Source organism: Leucobacter massiliensis, from assembly GCF_002982315.1.
Taxonomy (GTDB): Bacteria; Actinomycetota; Actinomycetes; order Actinomycetales; family Microbacteriaceae; genus Leucobacter; species Leucobacter massiliensis.
Genome location: NZ_MWZD01000014.1, coordinates 167977 through 187512, shown reverse-complemented (window position 1 = coordinate 187512; position 19536 = coordinate 167977). Strand labels below are relative to the sequence as shown.

The window sequence follows — 19536 nt, the reverse complement described above, 5'->3', positions numbered from 1 at the left end:
CTCTGGCACCATGGGGCCATGACTCTTCTCGACAGCGAACTCGCGGGGGCAGCGCCTCAGCCCGAGGAAGCCGGGGACGCCCTCACGCTCGGGCGCCGGATCCGCGAGCGGCGCACGGCGCTCGGCCTCACCCTCGAGCAGCTGGCCGCCGCGGTCGACCGCGCGCCCTCGCAGTTGTCGGCCATCGAGAACGGCCGCCGCGAGCCGCGACTGCCGCTGCTGCGGGCGCTCGCCGCCGCGCTCGACTCGACGGTCGACGAGCTGCTCGTGGACGAGCCGCCGAGCGAGCGAGCGGCGCTGGAGATCGCCGTGGAGCGCGCTCAGCGCGGCGCCGTATTCCGCTCGCTCGGCATTCAGCCGATCCGCGTCTCCAAGGCGACGGGCGACGAGACCCTGCGTGCGATCCTCGGTCTGCACCAGGAGGTCGAGCGCCTGCACCGCGAGCGGGCGGCGACGCCTGAGGAGGCCCGGCGCGCGAACACCCAGCTGCGGCGCGAGATGCGCGTGGCCGGGAACTACTTCGCGGAGCTCGAGCAGGCGGCCCGTGAGCTGCTCGACAGCGTGGGCTACGCCGGCGGGCCGGTGTCCCAGCGGGCCATCTCCTCGATTGCGGAGAAACTCGGCTTCAGCCTGCACTACGTCTCCGACATCCCGCACTCCACCCGCTCGGTGATCGACCGTCGTAACGGGCGGCTGTACCTCGGCAACAACCTCCCCTCGCGCGACGCGAGGGCGCCGATCCTCCGCGCCCTCGCGAGTGTCGTGTGCGGACACGAGGAGCCGCGCAGCTACGGCGACTTCCTGCGTCAGCGCGTGGAGGCCAACTACCTCGCCGGCGCGGTGCTGCTCCCGGAGCACGCGACCGTCGAGCTGCTCTCGGAGGCCAAGCAGCAGCGTCAGATCTCGATGGAGGATCTGCGCGACGCCTTCGCCGTCTCCTACGAGATGGCTGCGCACCGCTTCACGAACCTCGCCACCGAGCGGCTCGGGCTGCAGGTCCACTTCATGAAGGCGCACGAGTCGGGGACGCTCATCAAGGCTTACGAGAACGACGGGGTGTGCTTCCCCTCGGACGCGCTGGGCAATCTCGAGGGCGCAACGGTGTGCCGCAACTGGACGGCTCGGACGATCTTCTCGCAGCCCGACCGCTTCAATCCCTGGTACCAGTACACGGACATGGCCTCGGGTGGCACCTACTGGTGCACCTCGCGCGTGGAGAAGGCGAAGGAGGGGCTCTACTCCGTGAGCGTGGGCGTGCGCTTCGAGGACGTGAAGTGGTTCCGCGGTCGCGAGACCCCGCATCGCTCGCGCTCCTTCTGCCCGGACGACCGGTGCTGCCGGAGGGCGTCGGGGGAGCTGACGAGCAAGTGGGAGGCGGCGGCGTGGCCGGAGGCGGCGACGCCCACGAGCCTGCTCGCGGCACTGCCGACGGGCACCTTCCCCGGGGTCGACGCGAACGAGGTATATGCCTTCCTCGAGGCGCACGAGTGAGCGCAGCGCGCGGCCGGCGGGGTATTTGCCCGGAAACGCGGTCCCGAGATGCGCCGCCGCCCATCGCTGCGATAGCGTAGAAAGCCCAAGCCCCGCGGCCGATCGAGGCCCCCGAGCGAAGCAGGTGAGATGACGTGAACGCCGAGAATCATGCTCGTCGAGCCGACAGCACCGAGGTGCGGTCCACCCAGCAGTTCCGCGACGACCTCGGCGCCATGATCCGCACCCGCGCCACCGACCTCACGATCGACGAGCGGGAAGCCGTCGAGGCGCTCCCCTCGGGGGCGGCGCTCCTGGTGGTGCGCCGGGGCCCCGATCTGGGCGCCCGCTTCCTGCTCGACCAGGATGTCACGGTGGCGGGGCGGCACCCGGCCGTGGACATCTTCCTCGACGATGTGACCGTGTCGCGCAGGCACGCGGAGTTCCGCCGGAACGGCACGCAGTTCTCGGTCGCGGACCTGGGCTCCCTGAACGGGACCTTCTGCGACGGGAAGCGCATCGACGGAGAAGTTCAGCTCGAGGACGGGATCGAGGTGCAGGTCGGGAAGTTCCGTTTCACCTTCTTCGCTTCCCGTTTCGACCTCGGCGAGGACGCCTAGATGGCGGTCGCGCGGGCGGGGGGGCGCGCGCCCGAACTGCTCAGCATCGGACAGGTGCTGGCCCGCCTGCAGGACGACTTCGCGGATCTCACGCCGTCGAAGCTTCGCTTCCTCGAGGAGCAGGGGCTCGTCACGCCCGAGCGCACGCCCTCGGGCTACCGCAAGTTCTCGCAGGAGCACATCGAGCGCCTGCGCCTCATCCTGACGCTCCAGCGCGAGCACTACCTGCCGCTGAAGGTCATCGCTGAACTCCTCGAAGAGCTGGACGCGGGCCGCGATCCGATCATCCCCGGCGCCGCGCCGCGCAGCGCGTCCACGATCCTCGCGCCGCGCCGCGTGCTGAGCAGTGAGGAGCTGCGTCGCGCGACGGGCGCGAGCAGCCGTTTCCTGGGCGAGGCGATCGCAGCCGGGCTGCTGCCGGCCGCCGAGGTCTTCCCGCACGACGCGGTCGCGCAGGTGACGGCACTGCTTCGCCTCGCCGAGCAGGGCATCACGCCCCGGCATCTGCGTGCGCTGCGCGTCGCGGCCGAGCGTGAGGCCGAGCTGATCGCCCACGCGGTGTCCGTGCGCGGTCACAAGAGCGGCAGCCCGGCAGGGACGGAGGAGGCGCTCGAACTCGCGGCGCACCTGGAGACGGTGCGCTCCGGCGTGTTGCGCCGGCGGCTCGGCTGAGCTTTTTCCGCCCTCGTTCGGCGTGATTTCAACCTTCAAGTTGAGGTAGAGGTCGACACGCGATATTTGGCGAGCGGCGGTCGTTGCACGGGGGTGCCCATCTGGGTACCGTTGTTGGAGTCCGGCACCGCGCGCGCGGTCCCGCAGAGAGGAACACGATGGAGCACACCCCGCAGTCGCCGGGCGACGAGGCAGCTCCCTCCGGCGACCGCAGCGACGGCGTCCGGCACGAGCGCCCCCGATCACTGGGAGACGAGCTCCTCTTCGACGATGGTCTTCCCAAGCCCAATCAAGACGGGGGCTTCAAGGGCGCCACGGCGGCCCGGGCCGCGGGCATCAGCTACCGTCAGCTCGATTACTGGGCGCGCACCGGCCTCGTGGAGCCCACCGTGCGCGGCGCGAAGGGCTCGGGCTCGCAGCGTCTGTACGGCTTCCGCGACATCCTCGTGCTCAAGCTCGTGAAGCGGCTGCTCGACACCGGCATCTCGCTGCAGCAGATCCGCACCGCCGTCGCCCAGCTGCACGAGGCAGGAGTCCACGACCTCTCGCAGACCACCCTCATGAGCGATGGCGCGAGCGTCTACCTGTGCACCTCCAACGACGAGGTGATCGACCTCGTGAGCCGAGGGCAGGGCGTGTTCGGAATCGCCGTCGGCAAGGTGCTGCGCGAGGTCGAGACCTCTCTCGTCGACATGGACGAGCACCGCGAGCAGGCGGAGGCCGTCGACGAGCTCGCGGCCCGCCGGCGCAGCCGCCAGAAGATCTCCTAGCTCACCGCGCGCGGCCCGCCCCGCCAGCACCGCCCGCGTCCGCTCCCGGCTGAAGCGTCTTCAGGGGAGAAGGCCGGAGACGGCGAGCGGAACTCGGAGCGCCGCCTACTTGCCCGCGCGGGCGGCGTCCATGCCCGCAGAACGCATGACCCGGTCGAGCACCAGGTCGAAGTTGGCGGCCATCTCCTGCGAGGCCTCGCCGGGCCACATGTGCACGGGCTTCGCCGCGCCCTGCGCCTGCTGCAGCGAGGGTCGCTCGGGAAGCTGGGGGTTGAGCACGAGGGGGCCGAACATCTCACGCAGCTCGCGGACGCGGAACTGATGCTCCATGGACTGCGGCTGCGTGCGGTTGATGAGGATCCCGAGCGGCTGCAGGCGCGGGCTCACCCCGCGGCGGATCTCCTCGATCGCGCGCAGGGCACGGTCGGTGGCGGCCACGGCGAAGAGGCTCGGCTCCGCGACCACGAGCACGCGATCGCTCGCCGCCCAGGCCGTGCGGGTCAGCGCGTTGAGCGAGGGCGCGCAGTCGATGAGCACGAGGTCGTACTCGGACTCGACGATGGCGAGCGCCTCCTCGAGCTTCCAGATGTCACGGGTCGAGGGGTGGGGGCCGTCGAAGTTGATCGCGGAGGGACTGCCCACCAGGAGGTCGATGGTTCCGCCCTCGTGGTACTCGTTCCAGCCGCTGTGCGCGATCGCGGCGCGCACCGTCTTCTCCTTCGGGCTCTCGAGCACGTCGGCGACGTTCGCGAACCCCTCCGGGTCGACTGCGAGGCCGGTGGACACATCCGACTGCGGGTCGAAGTCGACGACCAGCGTTCGGAGGCCGCGGGAGAACGCGGCCGAAGCAAGGCCGAGCGTCACGGTGGTCTTGCCGACACCGCCCTTGAGGGAACTCACACTCAATACATGCACAGCACGAGTTTAGTCGATGCCCATTGTGAAACTTCCAGGGGAAACCCGGAGTGGACTTCCGGAAACGCCCGCCGCCGGGTGCAGCCGGGCCCGCCGGCACCCGCGAAGCAGCCGCGCGCCGGGAGGTCCCGGCCGCGCGGCTGCGGGGAAGCGGAGTGCGTCCTCAGTGCTCGGCGCGGTAGAGGAAGGCGGCCATGGCCTCACGGCTCATGTTCGCCTTCGGGGCGTACGCCGGCTTTCCCGAGGCTTGCTTGATGCCGGTCGACAGTCCCGAATCGTACATCCACGCGATCTCCCGGTAGAAGCGGTCCCCCGGCCGCACATCGGCGAACGGCGACGACTTCGGAGCGACGAAGCCGCCCCGCGCGTCCTTCCGGTACATGAAAGCGGCCATCGCCTCACGGGTGATCGTCGCCTTCGGCGCGTAGTCCGGCTTGCCGGCCGGCTGCTTGATGCCCCTCGCCAGTCCTGCCTCGTGCATCCACGCGATCTCCCGGTAGAACTTGTCTCCCGGCCGGACGTCCGCGAACGGCGAGACCTTGGGGGCGGTGTAGCCGCGGGGCGCTTCGAGCCGGAAGAGGAAGGCGGCGACCGCCTCGCGGGTGACCGCGGTCTTCGGCTCGTAGTCGAAGTAGACCGCGCCGTTCGCGTCGGTCTTCCGGATACCCGTGGCCAGGCCCGCCTCCGCCATCCAGTTGATCTCCTTCGAGAACTTGGTGCTCGGCGTGACATCGCGGAACGGACCGGGCTTCGGCGCCGGTGCGACGGGCGCGGTCGGGTCGCTCGTGGCCTTCGTCGGCAGATAGCCCGCCTTCGTGCCGGTGACGGTGACTGTTACGGGCGAGCCGACCGCGGTCTCGGGCACCGCGAAGGTCTGCGCGGTGGCCCCGTCCACCGGCTTCCCGCCGACCGACCACTGATACGCGAACGTCGTTCCTTCCGGCCAGCCGGCAGCCTGCGCGGTGAGGGTCTCGCCCGCACGGGCCGGGCCCGAGACGGTCGGCTTCGGGGCCGGCGACAGCTCGTACTCCGTCACCTCGAGCGAGGTGCCGCAGCTGACGCAGGTGCCGCCGAGCGTCGCCACGGTCGCCTGGGCCTCCAGCGTGCCGCCCGAGGCCGCGTCGTCCACGACCGCCGCGAAGGCGACCGTCGAGCTCGCGCCGGTGGCTGTCGCCGGCACGGCCCAGCTGAGCGTGGTGCCGTCGAGGGTGAGTCCCTCGGCGAGCGGCTCCTCGATCGCGGCGCGCGCCAGCACGGACGACACATCCACCGTCACGACCGAGCTCGCGAGCGGGATCCGTCCGGTGTTCTCGGCGGACAGCGTGTACTCCACCCGGTCGCCGCGCCCGACGGCGTCGCTGCGGTCCGAGGCGAGGGAGGCCGTCAGCTTCTCGGGCCAGTCGGGCTTGCCCGGGGTGAGGATCCAGTCCTCCCAGAACGCGGTGAGATCGCGCCCGGAGAGCTCTTCGGCCAGCGCCTTCAGCTCGGATCCGGACACACTCGTGCCCCCGAAGCGGTCCTGCCACTGCCGGACGACACCGAAGAACGCCTCGTCTCCGATCGCGATCTTCAGCGCCTCCCAGAACTGGGCGCTCCGCGTGTACGTCTGGTAGCCGTACAGCGCCGCGGAGTCGGTCTGCGCGCCGGGCGGAATCGACCAGTTGACGCTTGTCGCGGGGACGCTGTTCCAGGAGTTGAAGTACGTCTGCTCGGTGGACGAGCCGGAGCCGAAGCCCGCGGCGCTGTTGTAGTGCGTCGGCCCCCAGGTCGCCATGCCCTCGCCGATCCAGATGTCGGTCCAGGTGGTCGGCGAGACGTGATCCCCGTACCACTGGTGGACGAGCTCGTGGATCAGCGTGTTCCCGTTCACCGAGTTCACCGAGGGGAAGAAGGAGCGATCCTGCGTCTCGAGCGCGTAGTTGATCTCGGCGGGCACCGTGTCGACGATCACCCCGGTGCTGTTGCCGGGGTAGGGGCCGTACACGCTCTCGAGGTTGCGCGTGATCGTCTCCAGCTGGTTCACGCGGTTCGTGATCGTCGTCTTGTTCGCGGCCGAGAGCGTCGAGTCCATGAACGACCAGCTCGGAATCACCCGGCCGTCGCTCAGGGCGAGCTGAGTTTCGATGATGTCGTAGCGGCCGATGCCGATCACGGCGAGCTCGGAGGCCATCTGCTGGTTCTGGCGCCAGATCCAGGTGGTGCGGGTGGCGTCCTCGGAGGGGGTGCGCGAGACGAGCTCACCGTTGCTCACGACCGCGGCGTCGGAGAGCCCCGTCCCGTTCGCTGCGGAGAGCTGCGAGGGGATGTCGACGGTAAAGGTGTACGTCGCCTTGTCGGCGGGTGTGTTGTTGTGGGGGAACCCGGCCATCATCCCGACCGGCTGACCCAGCAGGATCGCGCCGTCGCTGGTGCGGCTCCACCCCTCCGCGGATCCATCGGCGTCGATGTGCGTGACCGGGACCCCGTGATAGGAGATCGTCGTCGTGAATTCGCCCGACACGGGGGTCGCAGGGGTCACCACCAGCTTGTACTTGATCGCTGCGGCGTCGACATCGCGCACCCAGTTCGCCGGTTCCCCGTTCACCGTGACGGAATCGACCTCCATGCCCTCGAAGTCCAGCGTGAACGAGCGCAACGGTTGCGAGGCGTTCGCCGTCATGGTCGTGGTCGCCGACTCGATCGTGCCGCTGACCAGACCGTCCGACTGCACGGTGTCGGGGGACCACGCGATCGCGACGGCGTAGTCCAGGGCGTCGTACCCGCTGTTACCGACGTTCGGGAACACGGTGTCACCGGCGGTCGGCGCGCCGTCGATCGGCTCGGCGGCGAAGGCGGCTTGGGCGGGAAGCACGAGCATGCCCGCGGCGAGGGCGAGCGTCGCGGCAATCGAGAGGTGGCGGCGCGGTCGCGCGCCGTTGGGCGGTCTGGTCGGAGTCATGGTGTCCTTCGGGTTCGAGGTTTCGATCATTCGGTCGACCATGCGGATCCCCAGTGACCGCGCCGTCAACCGGGACCCACGATACGCGGGAGCTGTTTCCGGCAGAAGACGCGGAGCGGTGCCACGGCTGGACCCCTCCAGACGGGCTGGGGTGCTCCGGCGTCGTCACCGGGGCTCGGAGAGGAGCGAGCGAGCGATGGCCGTCGCGCTCCCGCGTCTCATCGGGGATGCGGGCGAGGACGTCAAGACCATGTATCTTGATATCGAACGACGTTCCGGCCTGGGCAGCCGCTGATCACCGACGACGAAGAGGAGACCTCCGAGTGTTCAAGAAGGTTCTGGTTGCCAACCGCGGAGAGATCGCGATCCGGGCGTTTCGCGCCGCCCACGAGCTGGGGGCCTCGACGGTCGCCGTCTTCCCGTACGAGGACCGCAATTCGCTGCACCGGCTGAAGGCCGATGAAGCGTACCTGATCGGGGAGCCGGGACACCCGGTGCGGGCGTACCTGGACGTCGCCGAGATCGTGCGTGTCGCCGTGGAATCCGGGGCCGACGCGATCTACCCCGGATACGGCTTCCTCTCCGAGAACCCGGAGCTGGCCGCCGCCGCTGAGGCGGCGGGCATCCGGTTCATCGGTCCCGGCCGCCAGGCCCTCGAGATGGCGGGCAACAAGGTCGCCGCGAAGGAGCACGCGATCGCCGCGGGGGTGCCGGTGCTCCGGTCCACGCCGCCGTCGACCGATCTGGACGCGCTCGTGGCCGGTGCCCGCGAGATCGGCTTCCCGGTCTTCGCCAAGGCGGTCGCCGGCGGCGGGGGCCGCGGCATGCGGCGCGTGGAGCGCGAGGAGGATCTGCGCGAGGCGCTCGAATCGGCGATGCGCGAGGCCGAGTCGGCCTTCGGCGATCCGACCATGTTCATCGAGCAGGCCGTGCTGCGTCCGCGCCACATCGAGGTGCAGGTGCTCGCAGACGCCACGGGCGAGACCGTGCACCTCTTCGAGCGCGACTGCTCGGTGCAGCGGCGTCACCAGAAGGTCGTGGAGATCGCGCCGGCCCCGAACCTCTCGCAGGCCAAGCGCGACGAGCTGACGCGCGACGCGATCGCCTTCGCCCGGAGCATCGGCTACGAGAACGCAGGCACCGTGGAGTTCCTGCTCGACACCGAGGGTGCTCGCGCCGGAGAGCACGTCTTCATCGAGATGAATCCGCGCATCCAGGTGGAGCACACGGTCACCGAGGAGATCACCGACGTCGACCTGGTCCGCGCGCAGATGCGGATCGCAGCGGGTGCCACGCTCGCCGAGCTGGAGCTCACGCAGGATCGCATCGAGATGCGCGGCGCGGCGCTGCAGTGCCGCATCACCACGGAGGATCCCGCGAACGGCTTCCGCCCCGACCTGGGCCGTATCACCGCCTACCGCTCGCCGGGCGGCGGCGGCGTGCGCCTCGACGGCGGCACCATCAACGCCGGTGCACAGATCAGCCCGCACTTCGACTCGATGCTCGCAAAGCTCACCTGCCGGGGGCGCACCTTCGCCGACGCGGTCGTGCGGGCGCGGCGCGCGCTCGCCGAGTTCCGGATCCGCGGCGTCGCCACCAACATCCCCTTCCTGCAGGCCGTGCTCGCCGACCCCGCCTTCCAGGCCGGCGACATCGCCACCTCCTTCATCGAGGAGCGGCCCGAGCTCCTGGAGATGAACAAGCCCAAGGACCGTGCCACCCGCCTGCTCCAGCACGTCGCGAACGTCACCGTGAATCAGCCGAACGGTCCGCGGCCCGGTGCCATCGATCCCGCCGCGAAACTGCCGGCCGCCGATCTCTCCCGGCCCGCACCCGAGGGCTACCGCCAGCGCCTCCTCGAGCTCGGACCGGAGGGCTACGCGCGCAGCCTGCGCGAGCAGACCGCGCTCGCGGTGACGGAGACGACCTTCCGCGACGCGCACCAGAGCCTGCTCGCCACGCGCGTGCGCACGAAGGACCTCGCCCGCATCGCCCCCTACGTCGCGCGGCTCACCCCCCAGCTCTGGTCGGTCGAGGCGTGGGGCGGGGCGACCTACGACGTGGCGCTGCGATTCCTGGGGGAGGACCCCTGGGAGCGGCTGGCGGTGCTCCGCGAGGCGCTGCCCAACATCCCGATCCAGATGCTGCTGCGCGGGCAGAACACGGTCGGCTACACCCCGTACCCCGAGAGCGTGGCGCGCGCCTTCGTCGCGGAGGCCGCCGAGACCGGGGTGGATGTCTTCCGCATCTTCGACGCGCTCAACGACGTGAAGCAGATGCGCGTCGCCATCGACGCGGTGCGCGAGACCGGCACCGCGGTCGCCGAGGTCGCGATGGCCTACACCGGTAACCTGCTCTCGCCCCACGAGGACAAGTACACCCTCGACTACTACCTGCGTCTCGCCGACGAGATCGTCGCGGCCGGGGCGCACGTGCTCGCGATCAAGGACATGGCCGGCCTGCTGCGCCCCGCCGCCGCCGCGAAGCTGGTGGCGGCGCTGCGCGAACGCTTCGATCTGCCCGTCCACCTACACACGCACGACACGCCTGGCGGGCAGCTCGCCACGCTGCTCGCGGCGGCCGAGGCCGGTGCGGACGCCGTCGACGCGGCCAGCGCGCCGATGTCGGGGACCACGAGCCAGCCCTCGCTCTCCGCGCTCGTGGCCGCCCTCGCCGACACGCCGCGCGACACGGGGCTCGACGCGGAGGCGGTCTTCGCGCTAGAGCCCTACTGGGATGCGGTGCGCGCGGTGTACAAGCCCTTCGAGTCGGGCCTGCCGTCGCCCACCGGGCGCGTGTACACGCACGAGATCCCCGGCGGCCAGCTCTCGAATCTGCGGCAGCAGGCGATCGCGCTGGGCCTCAGCGAGAACTTCGAGAAGATCGAGGACATGTACGCGGCCGCGGATCGCATCCTCGGCCGCATCCCGAAGGTCACCCCGTCCTCGAAGGTGGTCGGCGACCTCGCCCTGCATCTGGCCGCCGTCGACGCGGACCCCGCGGACTTCGAGGCGCACCCCGAGAACTATGACGTGCCCGACTCGGTCGTCGGCTTCCTCGCCGGCGAGCTGGGGGAGATCCCCGGCGGCTGGCCGGAGCCCTTCCGCTCGAAGGTGCTCGCGGGCCGCACGGTGAACATCGAGCTCGCGCAGGTGGGCGAGGAGGACGCCGCCGCGCTCGCGAGCAGCGGGCCGGAGCGGCGCTCGGCGCTCAACCGGCTGCTCTTCCCGCAGCCCACCCGGCAGTTCGAGCAGGCACGCGAGCAGTTCGGCGACCTCTCCGTGCTCGACACGCCCGACTACCTCTACGGGCTCGAAGCGGGGGCGGAGCACGCGATCGACCTCGCGAAGGGCGTGCGCCTGTACGTGGGGCTCGAAGCGATCGGCGAGGCGGACGACAAGGGCGTGCGCACGGTGATGGTGCGCGTCAACGGTCAGCTGCGGCAGGTCTTCGTGAAGGACGAGAGCGTGTCGGTCGATGCGCCGGTCGCCGAGAAGGCCGACCGGACGGTTCCCGGTCACGTCGCCGCCCCCTTCTCGGGCACCGTCACCGTGAAGGCAGCCGTCGGCGACGCGGTCGAAGCGGGTCAGCCGGTCGCCACGATCGAGGCCATGAAGATGGAGGCCGCGATCACGGCGCCGGTGTCGGGCACCGTGGAGCGCATCGTGTTCGCGGGCACCAGGGGCCTCGAGGCCGGAGACCTCATCGTGGTCATCGCGTAGGCTGGGTGCTCGTGGCGATTCGGGAGATCAGGCTGTTCGGCGATCCGGTGCTGCGCACGGTGTGCGATCCGGTCGAATCGATCGACGAGGGGGTGCGCGGACTGGTCGCAGACCTCTGCGAGACCGTCGACATGGACGGCAGGGCCGGTCTCGCGGCCACTCAGATCGGACACACGCAGCGCGTGTTCAGCCTGAACATCGACGGCGAGATCAGCTACGTCATCAACCCGGAGATCGTGGCGCTGGAGGGGGAGCCCGAGCCGACGGGCGAGGGCTGCCTCTCGGTGCCCGATCTGTGGTTCCCGGTGATGCGCCACCCGCGTGCGACGGTGCGCGGGATCGACCTCGACGGCAAGGAGATCGTCATCTCGGGAGAGGGGCTTCTCGCCCAGGCGCTGCAGCACGAGTGCGATCACCTGGACGGGAAGCTCTACCTCTCGCGCCTCGACCGCGAGACCCGCGGCGAGGCGATGCGCCAGATCCGCCAGTCCGCCTGGTTCTGAGCCCCTGAGCTCCTGAGCCCTTGAACTTCGATCCCCGGCGAGAGGGGAACAACGCAGTGAGCACCGCGGGCGGTGCGTGTGTTTCTCCCCTCTCGGCGCCGGGGCGCGGCGGAGGCTACTTGACGGAGAGGGACTCGGTCTGGGGGTTGTCGCCGTAGAGGGCGGCGATCTCGCCCGCGAAGTCGCGCAGGATGTTGTCCCGCTTGATGCTCATCTTCGGGGTGAGGTGACCATTGGCCTCGACGAACTCGGTGGGCAGGATCGTGAACTTGCGAATCGACTCCGCGCGCGACACGAAGGCGTTGCCGTGGTCGATCGCGCTCTGCACCTCGGCGAGCACCTTCGGATGCACCGCGGCCTCGTCCAGCGACATGTTCGGATCCTCGCCGTTGTTGTTGAGCCAGACCGGCAGCATCTCGGGATCGAGGGTGATGAGCGCCGAGATGAACGGCTTCTGATCCCCGACCACGACGACCTGTCCGATGATCGTATTCGAGCGGATCGGATCCTCCAGCGCGGCAGGGGCGACGTTCTTGCCGCCGGCGGTGACGATGATCTCCTTCTTGCGGCCCGTGATCGAGAGGTAGCCGTCCTCGTCGAGGGAGCCCAGATCCCCGGTGCGGAAGAAGCCGTCCTCGGTGAAGACCGCCTGCGTCGCCTCGGGGTTGTTCCAGTACTCCTTGAAGACGTCGATGCCCTTCACCTCGATCTCGCCGTCCTCGGCGATGCGGACCGTGTGGCCCGGCAGCGCGGGCCCGACGGTGCCGATCTTGAACTTATCGGGCAGATTCACCGTCACGGGCGCGGTCGTCTCGGTGAGGCCGTAGCCCTCCAGGATCTTCACGCCGAGGCTGCGGTAGAAGTGACCGAGGTAGTGACTCAGCGGCGCCGATCCGGAGACCGCGAACCGGACCTTGCCGCCCAGGCGCTCCCGCAGCTTCGCGTAGACCAGCTTGTCGAAGAGCTTGAACTTGAGCCCCAGCATGAAGGGCACCTTGCCGGCGTCGAGCGCCTCCGAGTGCTCGACCGCGACCTTCGCGGCGGCGCGGAAGATCTTCCCCTTGCCCTCCGCCTCCGTCTTCTGCTCGGCCGAGTTGTAGACCTTCTCGAACACGCGCGGCACGGCCAGCAGGAAGGTCGGCTGGAAGCTGCCGAGCGCCGGCAGCAGCTGCGTGGTGTCGGCCTGGTGCCCCACCCGCACGCCGCCGTGCACCGCGAGCACCGAGATGAACCGTGCAAACACGTGTGCCAGGGTCACGAACAGCAGCGTCGAGGAACCGGGCTGCTGCACGACGTCCGAGAGCGCGGTCGCCGCGTTGCGGGCGAGGTCGACGAAGTTGGCGTGAGTGAGGACGCAGCCCTTCGGCCTGCCGGTCGAACCGGAGGTGTAGATCAGCGTCGCCATGTCGCTGCCGACCGCGAGCCCGCGGCGCCGCTCGATCTCCTCGTCGGCGACGGAGCTGCCGGAGCCGCGGAGTGCGTCGATCGCCCCCTCGTCCATGCGCCAGTCGAGCGTCACGCCCGGGGCCTGGTCTCGGATCTCGTCGAAGCGAGCAGCATGCTCGGCGGTCTCCGTGAGGATGCCCCGTGCCCCCGAGTCCTCGAGGATCCAGTGCATCTGCAACGCGGAAGACGTCTCGTAGACGGGCACCATCACCGCCCCGGCGTAGTGCAGCGCGAAGTCGACGAGCGTCCACTCGTAGCTGGTCTTGCACACGAAGGCGATCCGGTCTCCGGGCTCGACGCCCGCCGCGGCGAAGCCCTTCGCGAGCGCGACGACCTGCTCCCGGAAGTCCCGGGCGCTGATGTCCCGCCAGCCCTCGCCGGCCGGAACGGAGAAGAGCGCACGGTCGGGCGTGGCCTGCACGCGCTGCTCAAGGAGATCGGTGATGTTGTCCTCGGGAACGGAGGGGATCAGGATCGGGGTCTCAGACTGTTGCACGGCAGCTCCTTCGATACCTCGTGAGGGGAACGCGGCCGCGATCCCGCAGCGCCGCGATCATGCACTCAGCCTATACGCACCGCGGGACGCATACGGGCATCCCCGCCCGTGCTCCGCTATTGTGTGTGCTGACGAGAGGAACCGGCCACCGTGCTCTACTGGATTTTCAAACACCTGATCATCGGGCCGTTCTTGAAGACGATCTACCGCCCGTGGGTCGAGGGTGCCGAGAACATCCCCGCGACGGGACCCGTCATCATCGTCGGCAACCACCTCTCCGTGATCGACTCCTTCTTCATGCCGCTCATGATCGACCGGCGGGTCTACTTCCTCGCGAAGAGCGACTACTTCACGGGGAAGGGTCTCGGCGGCTGGCTCGTCAAGAACTTCATGCTCGGCGTCGGCCAGCTCCCGATCGACCGTTCGGGAGGCAAGGCCTCCGAGGCATCCCTCAACACCGGTCTCAGCGTGCTCGACCGCGGTGACGTGCTCGGCATCTACCCGGAGGGCACCCGCAGCCCCGATGCGCGCCTCTACCGCGGCCGCACCGGCGTCGCCCGCCTGGTGCTCGAATCCGGTGCCGTCGTCGTTCCGGCCGTCATGATCGACACCGAGAAGGCGATGCCGATCGGCCGGAAGGTCCCCCGGATCCGGCGCATCGGGACCGTGATCGGGAAGCCCCTGGACTTCAGCCGCTTCGAGGGGATGAGCGCGGACCGCTTCGTGCTCCGCAGCGTGACGGACGAGATCATGCTCGAGATCCAGAAGCTGAGCGGTCAGCAGTACGCCGACGTCTACGCCTCCAGCGTACGCAAGCCGTAGCGTCCAGCGCACGCGAGTAAGCTGGGGTGGTTGCGGCGAGCCGCCGTGACGTTCACCTCCCCGGCAGCCGGGCTGCCGCACAGAGAATCCGGAAGAGCCCATGACGATCCAGAGCATCCACCCCGCCGCCACTCGCGCGTTCGCGGAGCTCGACGCGTATCGCGGGCTCACGGCCAAGCAGCAGCCGAGCTGGCCGGACGCGGCAGCGGTCGACGCGGCCACCGCCGAGCTGGCCACGCAGCCGCCGCTCGTCTTCGCCGGTGAGTCCGACCAGCTGCGCGAGCGCCTGGCGGCCGCGGCGCGCGGCGAGGCATTCCTGCTGCAGGGCGGCGACTGCGCCGAGACCTTCGCCGCGGCGACGGCCGATAAGATCCGCGATCGCGTGAAGACCCTGCTGCAGATGGCCGTCGTGCTCACCTACGGCGCCTCCATGCCGGTGATCAAGGTCGGGCGCATGGCCGGGCAGTTCGCGAAGCCCCGCTCGAGCGACAGCGAGACGCGCGAGGGCGTCACCCTGCCGGCGTACCGCGGGGACCTCGTCAACGGCTACGACTTCACCGAGGCCTCGCGCACCGCCGATCCGCGACGGCTCCTGCAGGGCTACCACGTCTCCGCCTCGACCCTCAACCTCATCCGCGCCTTCACGCAGGGCGGCTTCGCCGATCTGCGGCAGGTGCAGGAGTGGAACAAGGGCTTCGTCTCGAACCCGGCGAACCAGCGCTACGAATCGCTCGCCGCCGAAATCGACCGGGCGCTGAGCTTCATGAGCGCCTGCGGCGTGGAGAGCGCGGCGCTCCGGCAGACGGAGTTCTACGTCAGCCACGAGGCGCTGCTGCTCGACTACGAGCGGCCGCTCGTGCGCGTCGACTCCCGCACCGGCGAGCTCTACGGCACCTCGGGCCACATGCTCTGGATCGGCGAGCGCACGCGCGATCTGGACGGCGCGCACGTGGAGTTCCTCTCGCACCTGCGCAACCCTATCGGCGTGAAGCTCGGGCCGACCGCGAGCGTGGATGACGCGCTCCGGCTCATCGACAAGCTCGACCCCGAGCGGGAGCCCGGCCGCCTGACCTTCATCACCCGCATGGGGGCCGGGAAGATCCGCGAGGTGCTGCCGGGCCTGCTCGAGGGCGTGCGCGACGCGGGCGCCACCCCGCTCTGGATCACCGATCCCATGCACGGCAACGGGATCACCACCGCCACGGGCTACAAGACGCGGCGCTTCGACGATGTGATGGACGAGCTGCTGGGCTTCTTCGAGGCGCATCGCGCCGTGGGGACGGTGCCCGGCGGCATCCACGTCGAGCTCACGGGCGACGACGTGACCGAGTGCCTGGGCGGCTCGGAGAACATCGACGAGGCGGCGCTCGAGTCCCGCTACGAGTCGCTGTGCGATCCGCGACTCAACCACATGCAGTCGCTGGAGCTCGCCTTCCTGGTGGCGGAGGAGCTGAAGCGCGCAGCTCGCTGAGTCGTGCCCGTCAGCGGCCCCGGTTCCCCTGCGGGGGCCGGGGCCGCTGCCGTTCCGCCCGGCCGGCGGCGCGGCGCCTCAGCGGCTCCTCGCCCGAGCAGGAGCAGGATCGGGAGGGGGAGGGGGAGCGGCGGCGCAGGCCCCTCAGAGACGAATGGTGCTGCGGACGAGGATCTCGGTGCCCGCAGGCACGCGCTCGCCGGCGGCGGGCTCCGTCCCGGTCGCCTCGGCGAAACCGCGCAGTGCCTCCGGCACGAGGGTGGACGGCGCGAAGCCTGCGGCCGAGAGCGTGTTCATCGCGTCCTGCAGCGGCATCCCGGCGACGCTCGGGATCTCGAACAGCTCGGGCCCGAGAGAGACGTTGAGGCCGACGGGATCGCCGGGGCGAACCGGATCCGTCGAGGTGAGGAGGGCGATGACGCTGCCTTTGGGCACTTCGGGGTCGTGGGCTTCCGCGCCCAGGGAGGGGTCGACCCGCAGGCCGGCTCTCTCGAGGGCGCGCGTCGCCTCCTCGGCGGTCATGCCGGCGACCTGCGGGATCGCACCGGCGGAGACGATCAGGTCGATCCTGCCCTGCTCGGGGTAGCTGTCGCCCAGCGCCTCGCCGTCCTCGCCGAGCGCCGCGAGCACCGTGCCCTTCTCGGCGTCGTCGAAGCGCTCCTCGAGCACCGTGCCGAAGCTGAAACCCGCATCGCGGATCTTCTCCTCGACCTGTGGCCGGGCGAGCCCGACGAGCGTCGGCACGGGCAGCTGGCGCGGGCCCGTCGACTGGCACAGCTGCACGGCGCTTCCGCGGTCGAGGCGGGCGCCCGCCGCCGGCTCGGTGCTCACGGCCCGTCCCGCCGGCACCTCCAGGCTCGCGCACTCAGTGGGGGTGACGACCAGCTCGCGCTCCTCCAGCAGGGCCTGGGCGGCCGCCATCTCCTCGCCGGCGACGTCCGGCACGGTGACCCGCGAGCCCGGACCCTGTCCGAACCACCACCCGGTTCCGCCGGCGAGCACGAGCAGCAGCACCAGCACGGCGGCCGTGATCCTGCCGCGCCGCCGACGCGCACGCTCCGCGCTCGCGGCCGCCTCGAGCGGCGAGGCGGGCGGATCGGCGGTCTCCGCTTCGCGCTCCTCGCCGTCGCCTGCGGCGAGGAGGCTCCGCTGTGCGTCGTCGAGCACGGCCGTGGCAGGCGTGGCGGCCCCGGAGAGCTCGGGCAGCACGCGCGTCGCGGTGGCGGGGGCGAGGCCGCGGCGCAGGGGTCTCAGGTAGTCGAGGGCTTCGCCCGCGTTGAGCGGTCGCTGCTCCGGGTCGCGCTGCGTGGTCCAGCGCACGAGCTCGTCGAGCTCGGGCGTCGCCTCGCCGCTCGCCTGGGACGGCAGCGGCACCTCCGAGTGCGCGTGCTGGTAGGCGATCTGCATCGGCTGGTCGCCGGTGAAGGGCTGCGCGCCCGTCAGCATCTCGTAGACCATGATCCCGAAGGCGTAGAGGTCGCTGCGAGCGTCGGCGACCCCGCGCGTCACGAGTTCGGGGGAGAGGTATGCGATCGTGCCGAGGAGCGCCTGGCCGGTGGTGGTGTTCGCGCTGACGGCACGCGCGAGGCCGAAGTCTCCGAGCTTGATGCGCCCGTCGTCGGCGAGCAGGACGTTCTCGGGTTTGAGATCGCGGTGGACGATGCCGGCGTGGTGCGCCGCAGCGAGGCCCGAGAGGATCGCTTCCCCGATCTCGAGGGTCTGCTCGGCGGTGAGACGGCGCTGCTGCTTGAGGAGGTCGCGCAGGGTGATGCCGGGCAGGTACTCCATGACGAGGTAGGTGCGCCCGGCGTCGTGCCCCTGGTCGAACACGTTGACGAGGTTCGGATGCGAGAGCCGCGCGGCGCTGCGGGCCTCCTGCTCGAAGCGCCGCGTAAAGTTCTCGTCCTCCGCGAGGTGCTCGTGCATCACCTTCACCGCGACCCGGCGTTCGAGCCTCAGGTCGTTCGCGAGGTAGACCATCGCCATGCCGCCCCGCGCGATGCGCGAGCGGATGGCGTATCGCCCGTCGAGCGTTTGCCCGATCAGCGGGTCCGGAGGCGCAGAGGTCACGACGAGAGTCTACGGAACGGGTGCGGTGAATCGTCCGATCCGCGCCGCGCACCCGCAGATTGCGATCGCGACTCGTCGCTGGCAGAGTTGAGACGTGCCCGAGAACATTGCACCCGATACACCCCTGCTCACGGTCCCCGAGCTCGTGGACGAGCTGGGACTCGCCCCGGGGAAGATCCACCGCCTGATCGAGGACCACCAGCTCGCGGCCATCCGCCACGAGGGCGTGCTCAAAGTGCCCGCCGAGTTCATCGTCGACGGGCATCCGCTGCCGCCGCTGCGCGGCACGCTGCTGGTGCTGCTCGATGCGGGCTTCGCCGAGGACGAGGCCGTGTCCTGGCTGCTCGCCCACAATGAGGAGCTCGGTGAGCGGCCGATCGCCGCGCTGCGCGGGGGACGGAAGAGCTCGGTGCGCCGCGCAACGCAGGCACTCGCCTTCTAGGATCCCGCGGCTCCGCGGAGCAGGCCTGCGCCCGCAGCTACCCGCGGGCACCGTGAGCCCGCCCGCGCGCCTCAGAAACTGCGTCGGGCCGCCCGCTCCGCGAGGCCGCTCAGAGCCGCTGCCGCTTCCGCCCGCACCGGGGCGCCCTGCAGCGCTCCCGTCGCGCGGTCCACGTTCCGGGCGATCATCTCTTCGACGCGTTCGACCGCGCCGCTTTCCCGGATCGTGCGCTGCAGGATGGCGACCTGCTCGCGGTCGAGATCGGTGCCGAGCAGATCGTCGAAGATCCGCCGCTGGGTGGCGGGCAGCCGCTCTCGGGTGAGGGTGACGAGCACGGTGCGCTTGCCCTCGGCGAGGTCGTCGCCGATGGGCTTGCCGGTGAGCTCCGCGTCCCCGAAGACGCCGAGCAGGTCGTCGCGGAGCTGGAAGGCGACCCCCACCGGGAGGCCGAATGAGGCGAGGGCGTCCTCCTGGGCCTCGTCTGCGCCCGCGAGCGCTGCTCCGATGAGCAGCGGAGCCTCGACGCTGTACTTCGCCGACTTGTAGACGAGCACGCGGGTCGAGCGCTCCAGCTGCTCGGCGTGCTCCGCGAAGCCCGGGATCTGCTCTTCGAGCACATCGAGGTACTGTCCGACCGCGACCTCGCTGCGCATGCGGTTGAAGTGCTCGCGTGCGCGCGCCGCGGCGCTCCTGTCGGGCAGGGCGTCGCAGGCGGCCTGCAGCAGCTCGTCGGCCCAGGACTGGAGGAGGTCGCCGAGCAGGATCGCCCCGGCGAGTCCGAAGTGGTCTGAGGCGCCGCGCCAGTGACGCTCTCGGTGCCCGGCCTCGAAGAGCCGGTGCACGGAGGGGCGTCCTCGGCGGGTGTCGGAGCGGTCGATCACGTCGTCGTGGATCAGCGCCGCCGCGTGGAAGAGCTCGAGCCCGCAGGCCGCGTCGAGCACCGCTCCGAGCTCGGTTCCGACGCGCTCGTCGAGGTTCAGCGGCCGCACGGCCCGGTAGCCGAGCGCAGCGAACTGCGCGCGGAAGCGCTTTCCCCCGGCGAGGAAGGTGAGAGCTTCGTCGAGGAGGGGCGAGGCGTCTGGCCCGAGCGGCTGGAGGGCCCGGCGGTGACGGTCGATCGTGTCCGCGATCCGCTCCTGAATAAGCCCTGCGAGTCGAGTCGTTTCATGCACCCGACTA

At 70.4% G+C, this 19536-nt stretch carries 14 protein-coding genes; 9 read left to right on the top strand and 5 right to left on the bottom strand.

Going from position 1 to position 19536, the window contains the following annotated elements; all coding sequences use genetic code 11:
- Nucleotides 1-18 precede the first annotated feature (18 nt).
- The 4 genes from B4915_RS05085 (at nucleotide 19) to B4915_RS05070 (ending at nucleotide 3532) form a co-directional block, all read left to right on the top strand.
- Nucleotides 19-1491 (top strand): XRE family transcriptional regulator, encoded by a 1473-nt coding sequence (locus B4915_RS05085; protein WP_105804748.1) that lies wholly within the window; start codon nucleotides 19-21, stop codon nucleotides 1489-1491.
- A gap of 134 nt (nucleotides 1492-1625) precedes the next feature.
- Nucleotides 1626-2090 carry an FHA domain-containing protein gene (locus tag B4915_RS05080; RefSeq protein ID WP_105804747.1) on the top strand — a complete coding sequence of 155 codons (465 nt, stop codon included), beginning with the start codon at nucleotides 1626-1628 and terminating at the stop codon, nucleotides 2088-2090.
- On the top strand, nucleotides 2091-2762 hold the full coding sequence (gene ftsR, locus B4915_RS05075) for a transcriptional regulator FtsR (RefSeq protein WP_105804746.1): 672 nt from the start codon (nucleotides 2091-2093) through the stop codon (nucleotides 2760-2762).
- Nucleotides 2763-2920: 158 nt separating this feature from the next.
- Entirely contained in the window at nucleotides 2921-3532 is a 612-nt protein-coding gene (locus tag B4915_RS05070) for a MerR family transcriptional regulator (protein ID WP_245907343.1), read from the top strand.
- 105 nt (nucleotides 3533-3637) lie between these two features.
- On the opposite strand, the gene B4915_RS05065 is transcribed toward B4915_RS05070, so the two are convergent.
- Together B4915_RS05065 and B4915_RS05060 are read right to left on the bottom strand one after the other, a co-directional pair.
- Nucleotides 3638-4447 carry a ParA family protein gene (locus B4915_RS05065; RefSeq protein WP_105804745.1) on the bottom strand — a complete coding sequence of 270 codons (810 nt, stop codon included), beginning with the start codon at nucleotides 4445-4447 and terminating at the stop codon, nucleotides 3638-3640.
- 163 nt (nucleotides 4448-4610) lie between these two features.
- On the bottom strand, nucleotides 4611-7415 hold the full coding sequence (locus B4915_RS05060; protein WP_181158460.1) for a M1 family aminopeptidase: 2805 nt from the start codon (nucleotides 7413-7415) through the stop codon (nucleotides 4611-4613).
- 293 nt (nucleotides 7416-7708) lie between these two features.
- Here B4915_RS05060 and B4915_RS05055 point away from each other — a divergent pair, with 293 nt between their 5' ends.
- Both B4915_RS05055 and def read left to right on the top strand, forming a co-directional pair.
- The gene (locus tag B4915_RS05055) at nucleotides 7709-11107 is read left to right on the top strand and encodes a pyruvate carboxylase (protein ID WP_105804743.1); all 3399 of its coding nucleotides are present in this window, start codon (nucleotides 7709-7711) and stop codon (nucleotides 11105-11107) included.
- Nucleotides 11108-11118: 11 nt separating this feature from the next.
- On the top strand, nucleotides 11119-11610 hold the full coding sequence (gene def / locus B4915_RS05050) for a peptide deformylase (RefSeq protein WP_105804822.1): 492 nt from the start codon (nucleotides 11119-11121) through the stop codon (nucleotides 11608-11610).
- Nucleotides 11611-11725: 115 nt separating this feature from the next.
- Here the strand turns inward: def and B4915_RS05045 are convergent, their stop codons facing one another.
- Nucleotides 11726-13552: an AMP-dependent synthetase/ligase gene (locus B4915_RS05045; RefSeq protein WP_105804742.1), complete on the bottom strand. Its 1827-nt coding sequence runs from the start codon at nucleotides 13550-13552 to the stop codon at nucleotides 11726-11728.
- 150 nt (nucleotides 13553-13702) lie between these two features.
- Between B4915_RS05045 and B4915_RS05040 the strand changes: the two genes are divergently transcribed.
- The gene (locus tag B4915_RS05040; RefSeq protein WP_105804741.1) at nucleotides 13703-14374 is read left to right on the top strand and encodes a lysophospholipid acyltransferase family protein; all 672 of its coding nucleotides are present in this window, start codon (nucleotides 13703-13705) and stop codon (nucleotides 14372-14374) included.
- A gap of 100 nt (nucleotides 14375-14474) precedes the next feature.
- Nucleotides 14475-15845 carry a class II 3-deoxy-7-phosphoheptulonate synthase gene (locus B4915_RS05035; protein WP_105804740.1) on the top strand — a complete coding sequence of 457 codons (1371 nt, stop codon included), beginning with the start codon at nucleotides 14475-14477 and terminating at the stop codon, nucleotides 15843-15845.
- A gap of 144 nt (nucleotides 15846-15989) precedes the next feature.
- Here B4915_RS05035 and pknB read toward each other — a convergent pair whose 3' ends face one another.
- Entirely contained in the window at nucleotides 15990-17915 is a 1926-nt protein-coding gene (gene pknB / locus B4915_RS05030) for a Stk1 family PASTA domain-containing Ser/Thr kinase (RefSeq protein WP_245907342.1), read from the bottom strand.
- Nucleotides 17916-18009: 94 nt separating this feature from the next.
- Here pknB and B4915_RS05025 point away from each other — a divergent pair, with 94 nt between their 5' ends.
- On the top strand, nucleotides 18010-18357 hold the full coding sequence (locus B4915_RS05025; protein ID WP_105804739.1) for an Rv2175c family DNA-binding protein: 348 nt from the start codon (nucleotides 18010-18012) through the stop codon (nucleotides 18355-18357).
- Nucleotides 18358-18428: 71 nt separating this feature from the next.
- Here B4915_RS05025 and B4915_RS05020 read toward each other — a convergent pair whose 3' ends face one another.
- A complete protein-coding gene (locus B4915_RS05020; protein WP_105804738.1) occupies nucleotides 18429-19529 on the bottom strand; it encodes a polyprenyl synthetase family protein in 1101 nt (366 codons plus the stop codon).
- Nucleotides 19530-19536 lie beyond the last annotated feature (7 nt).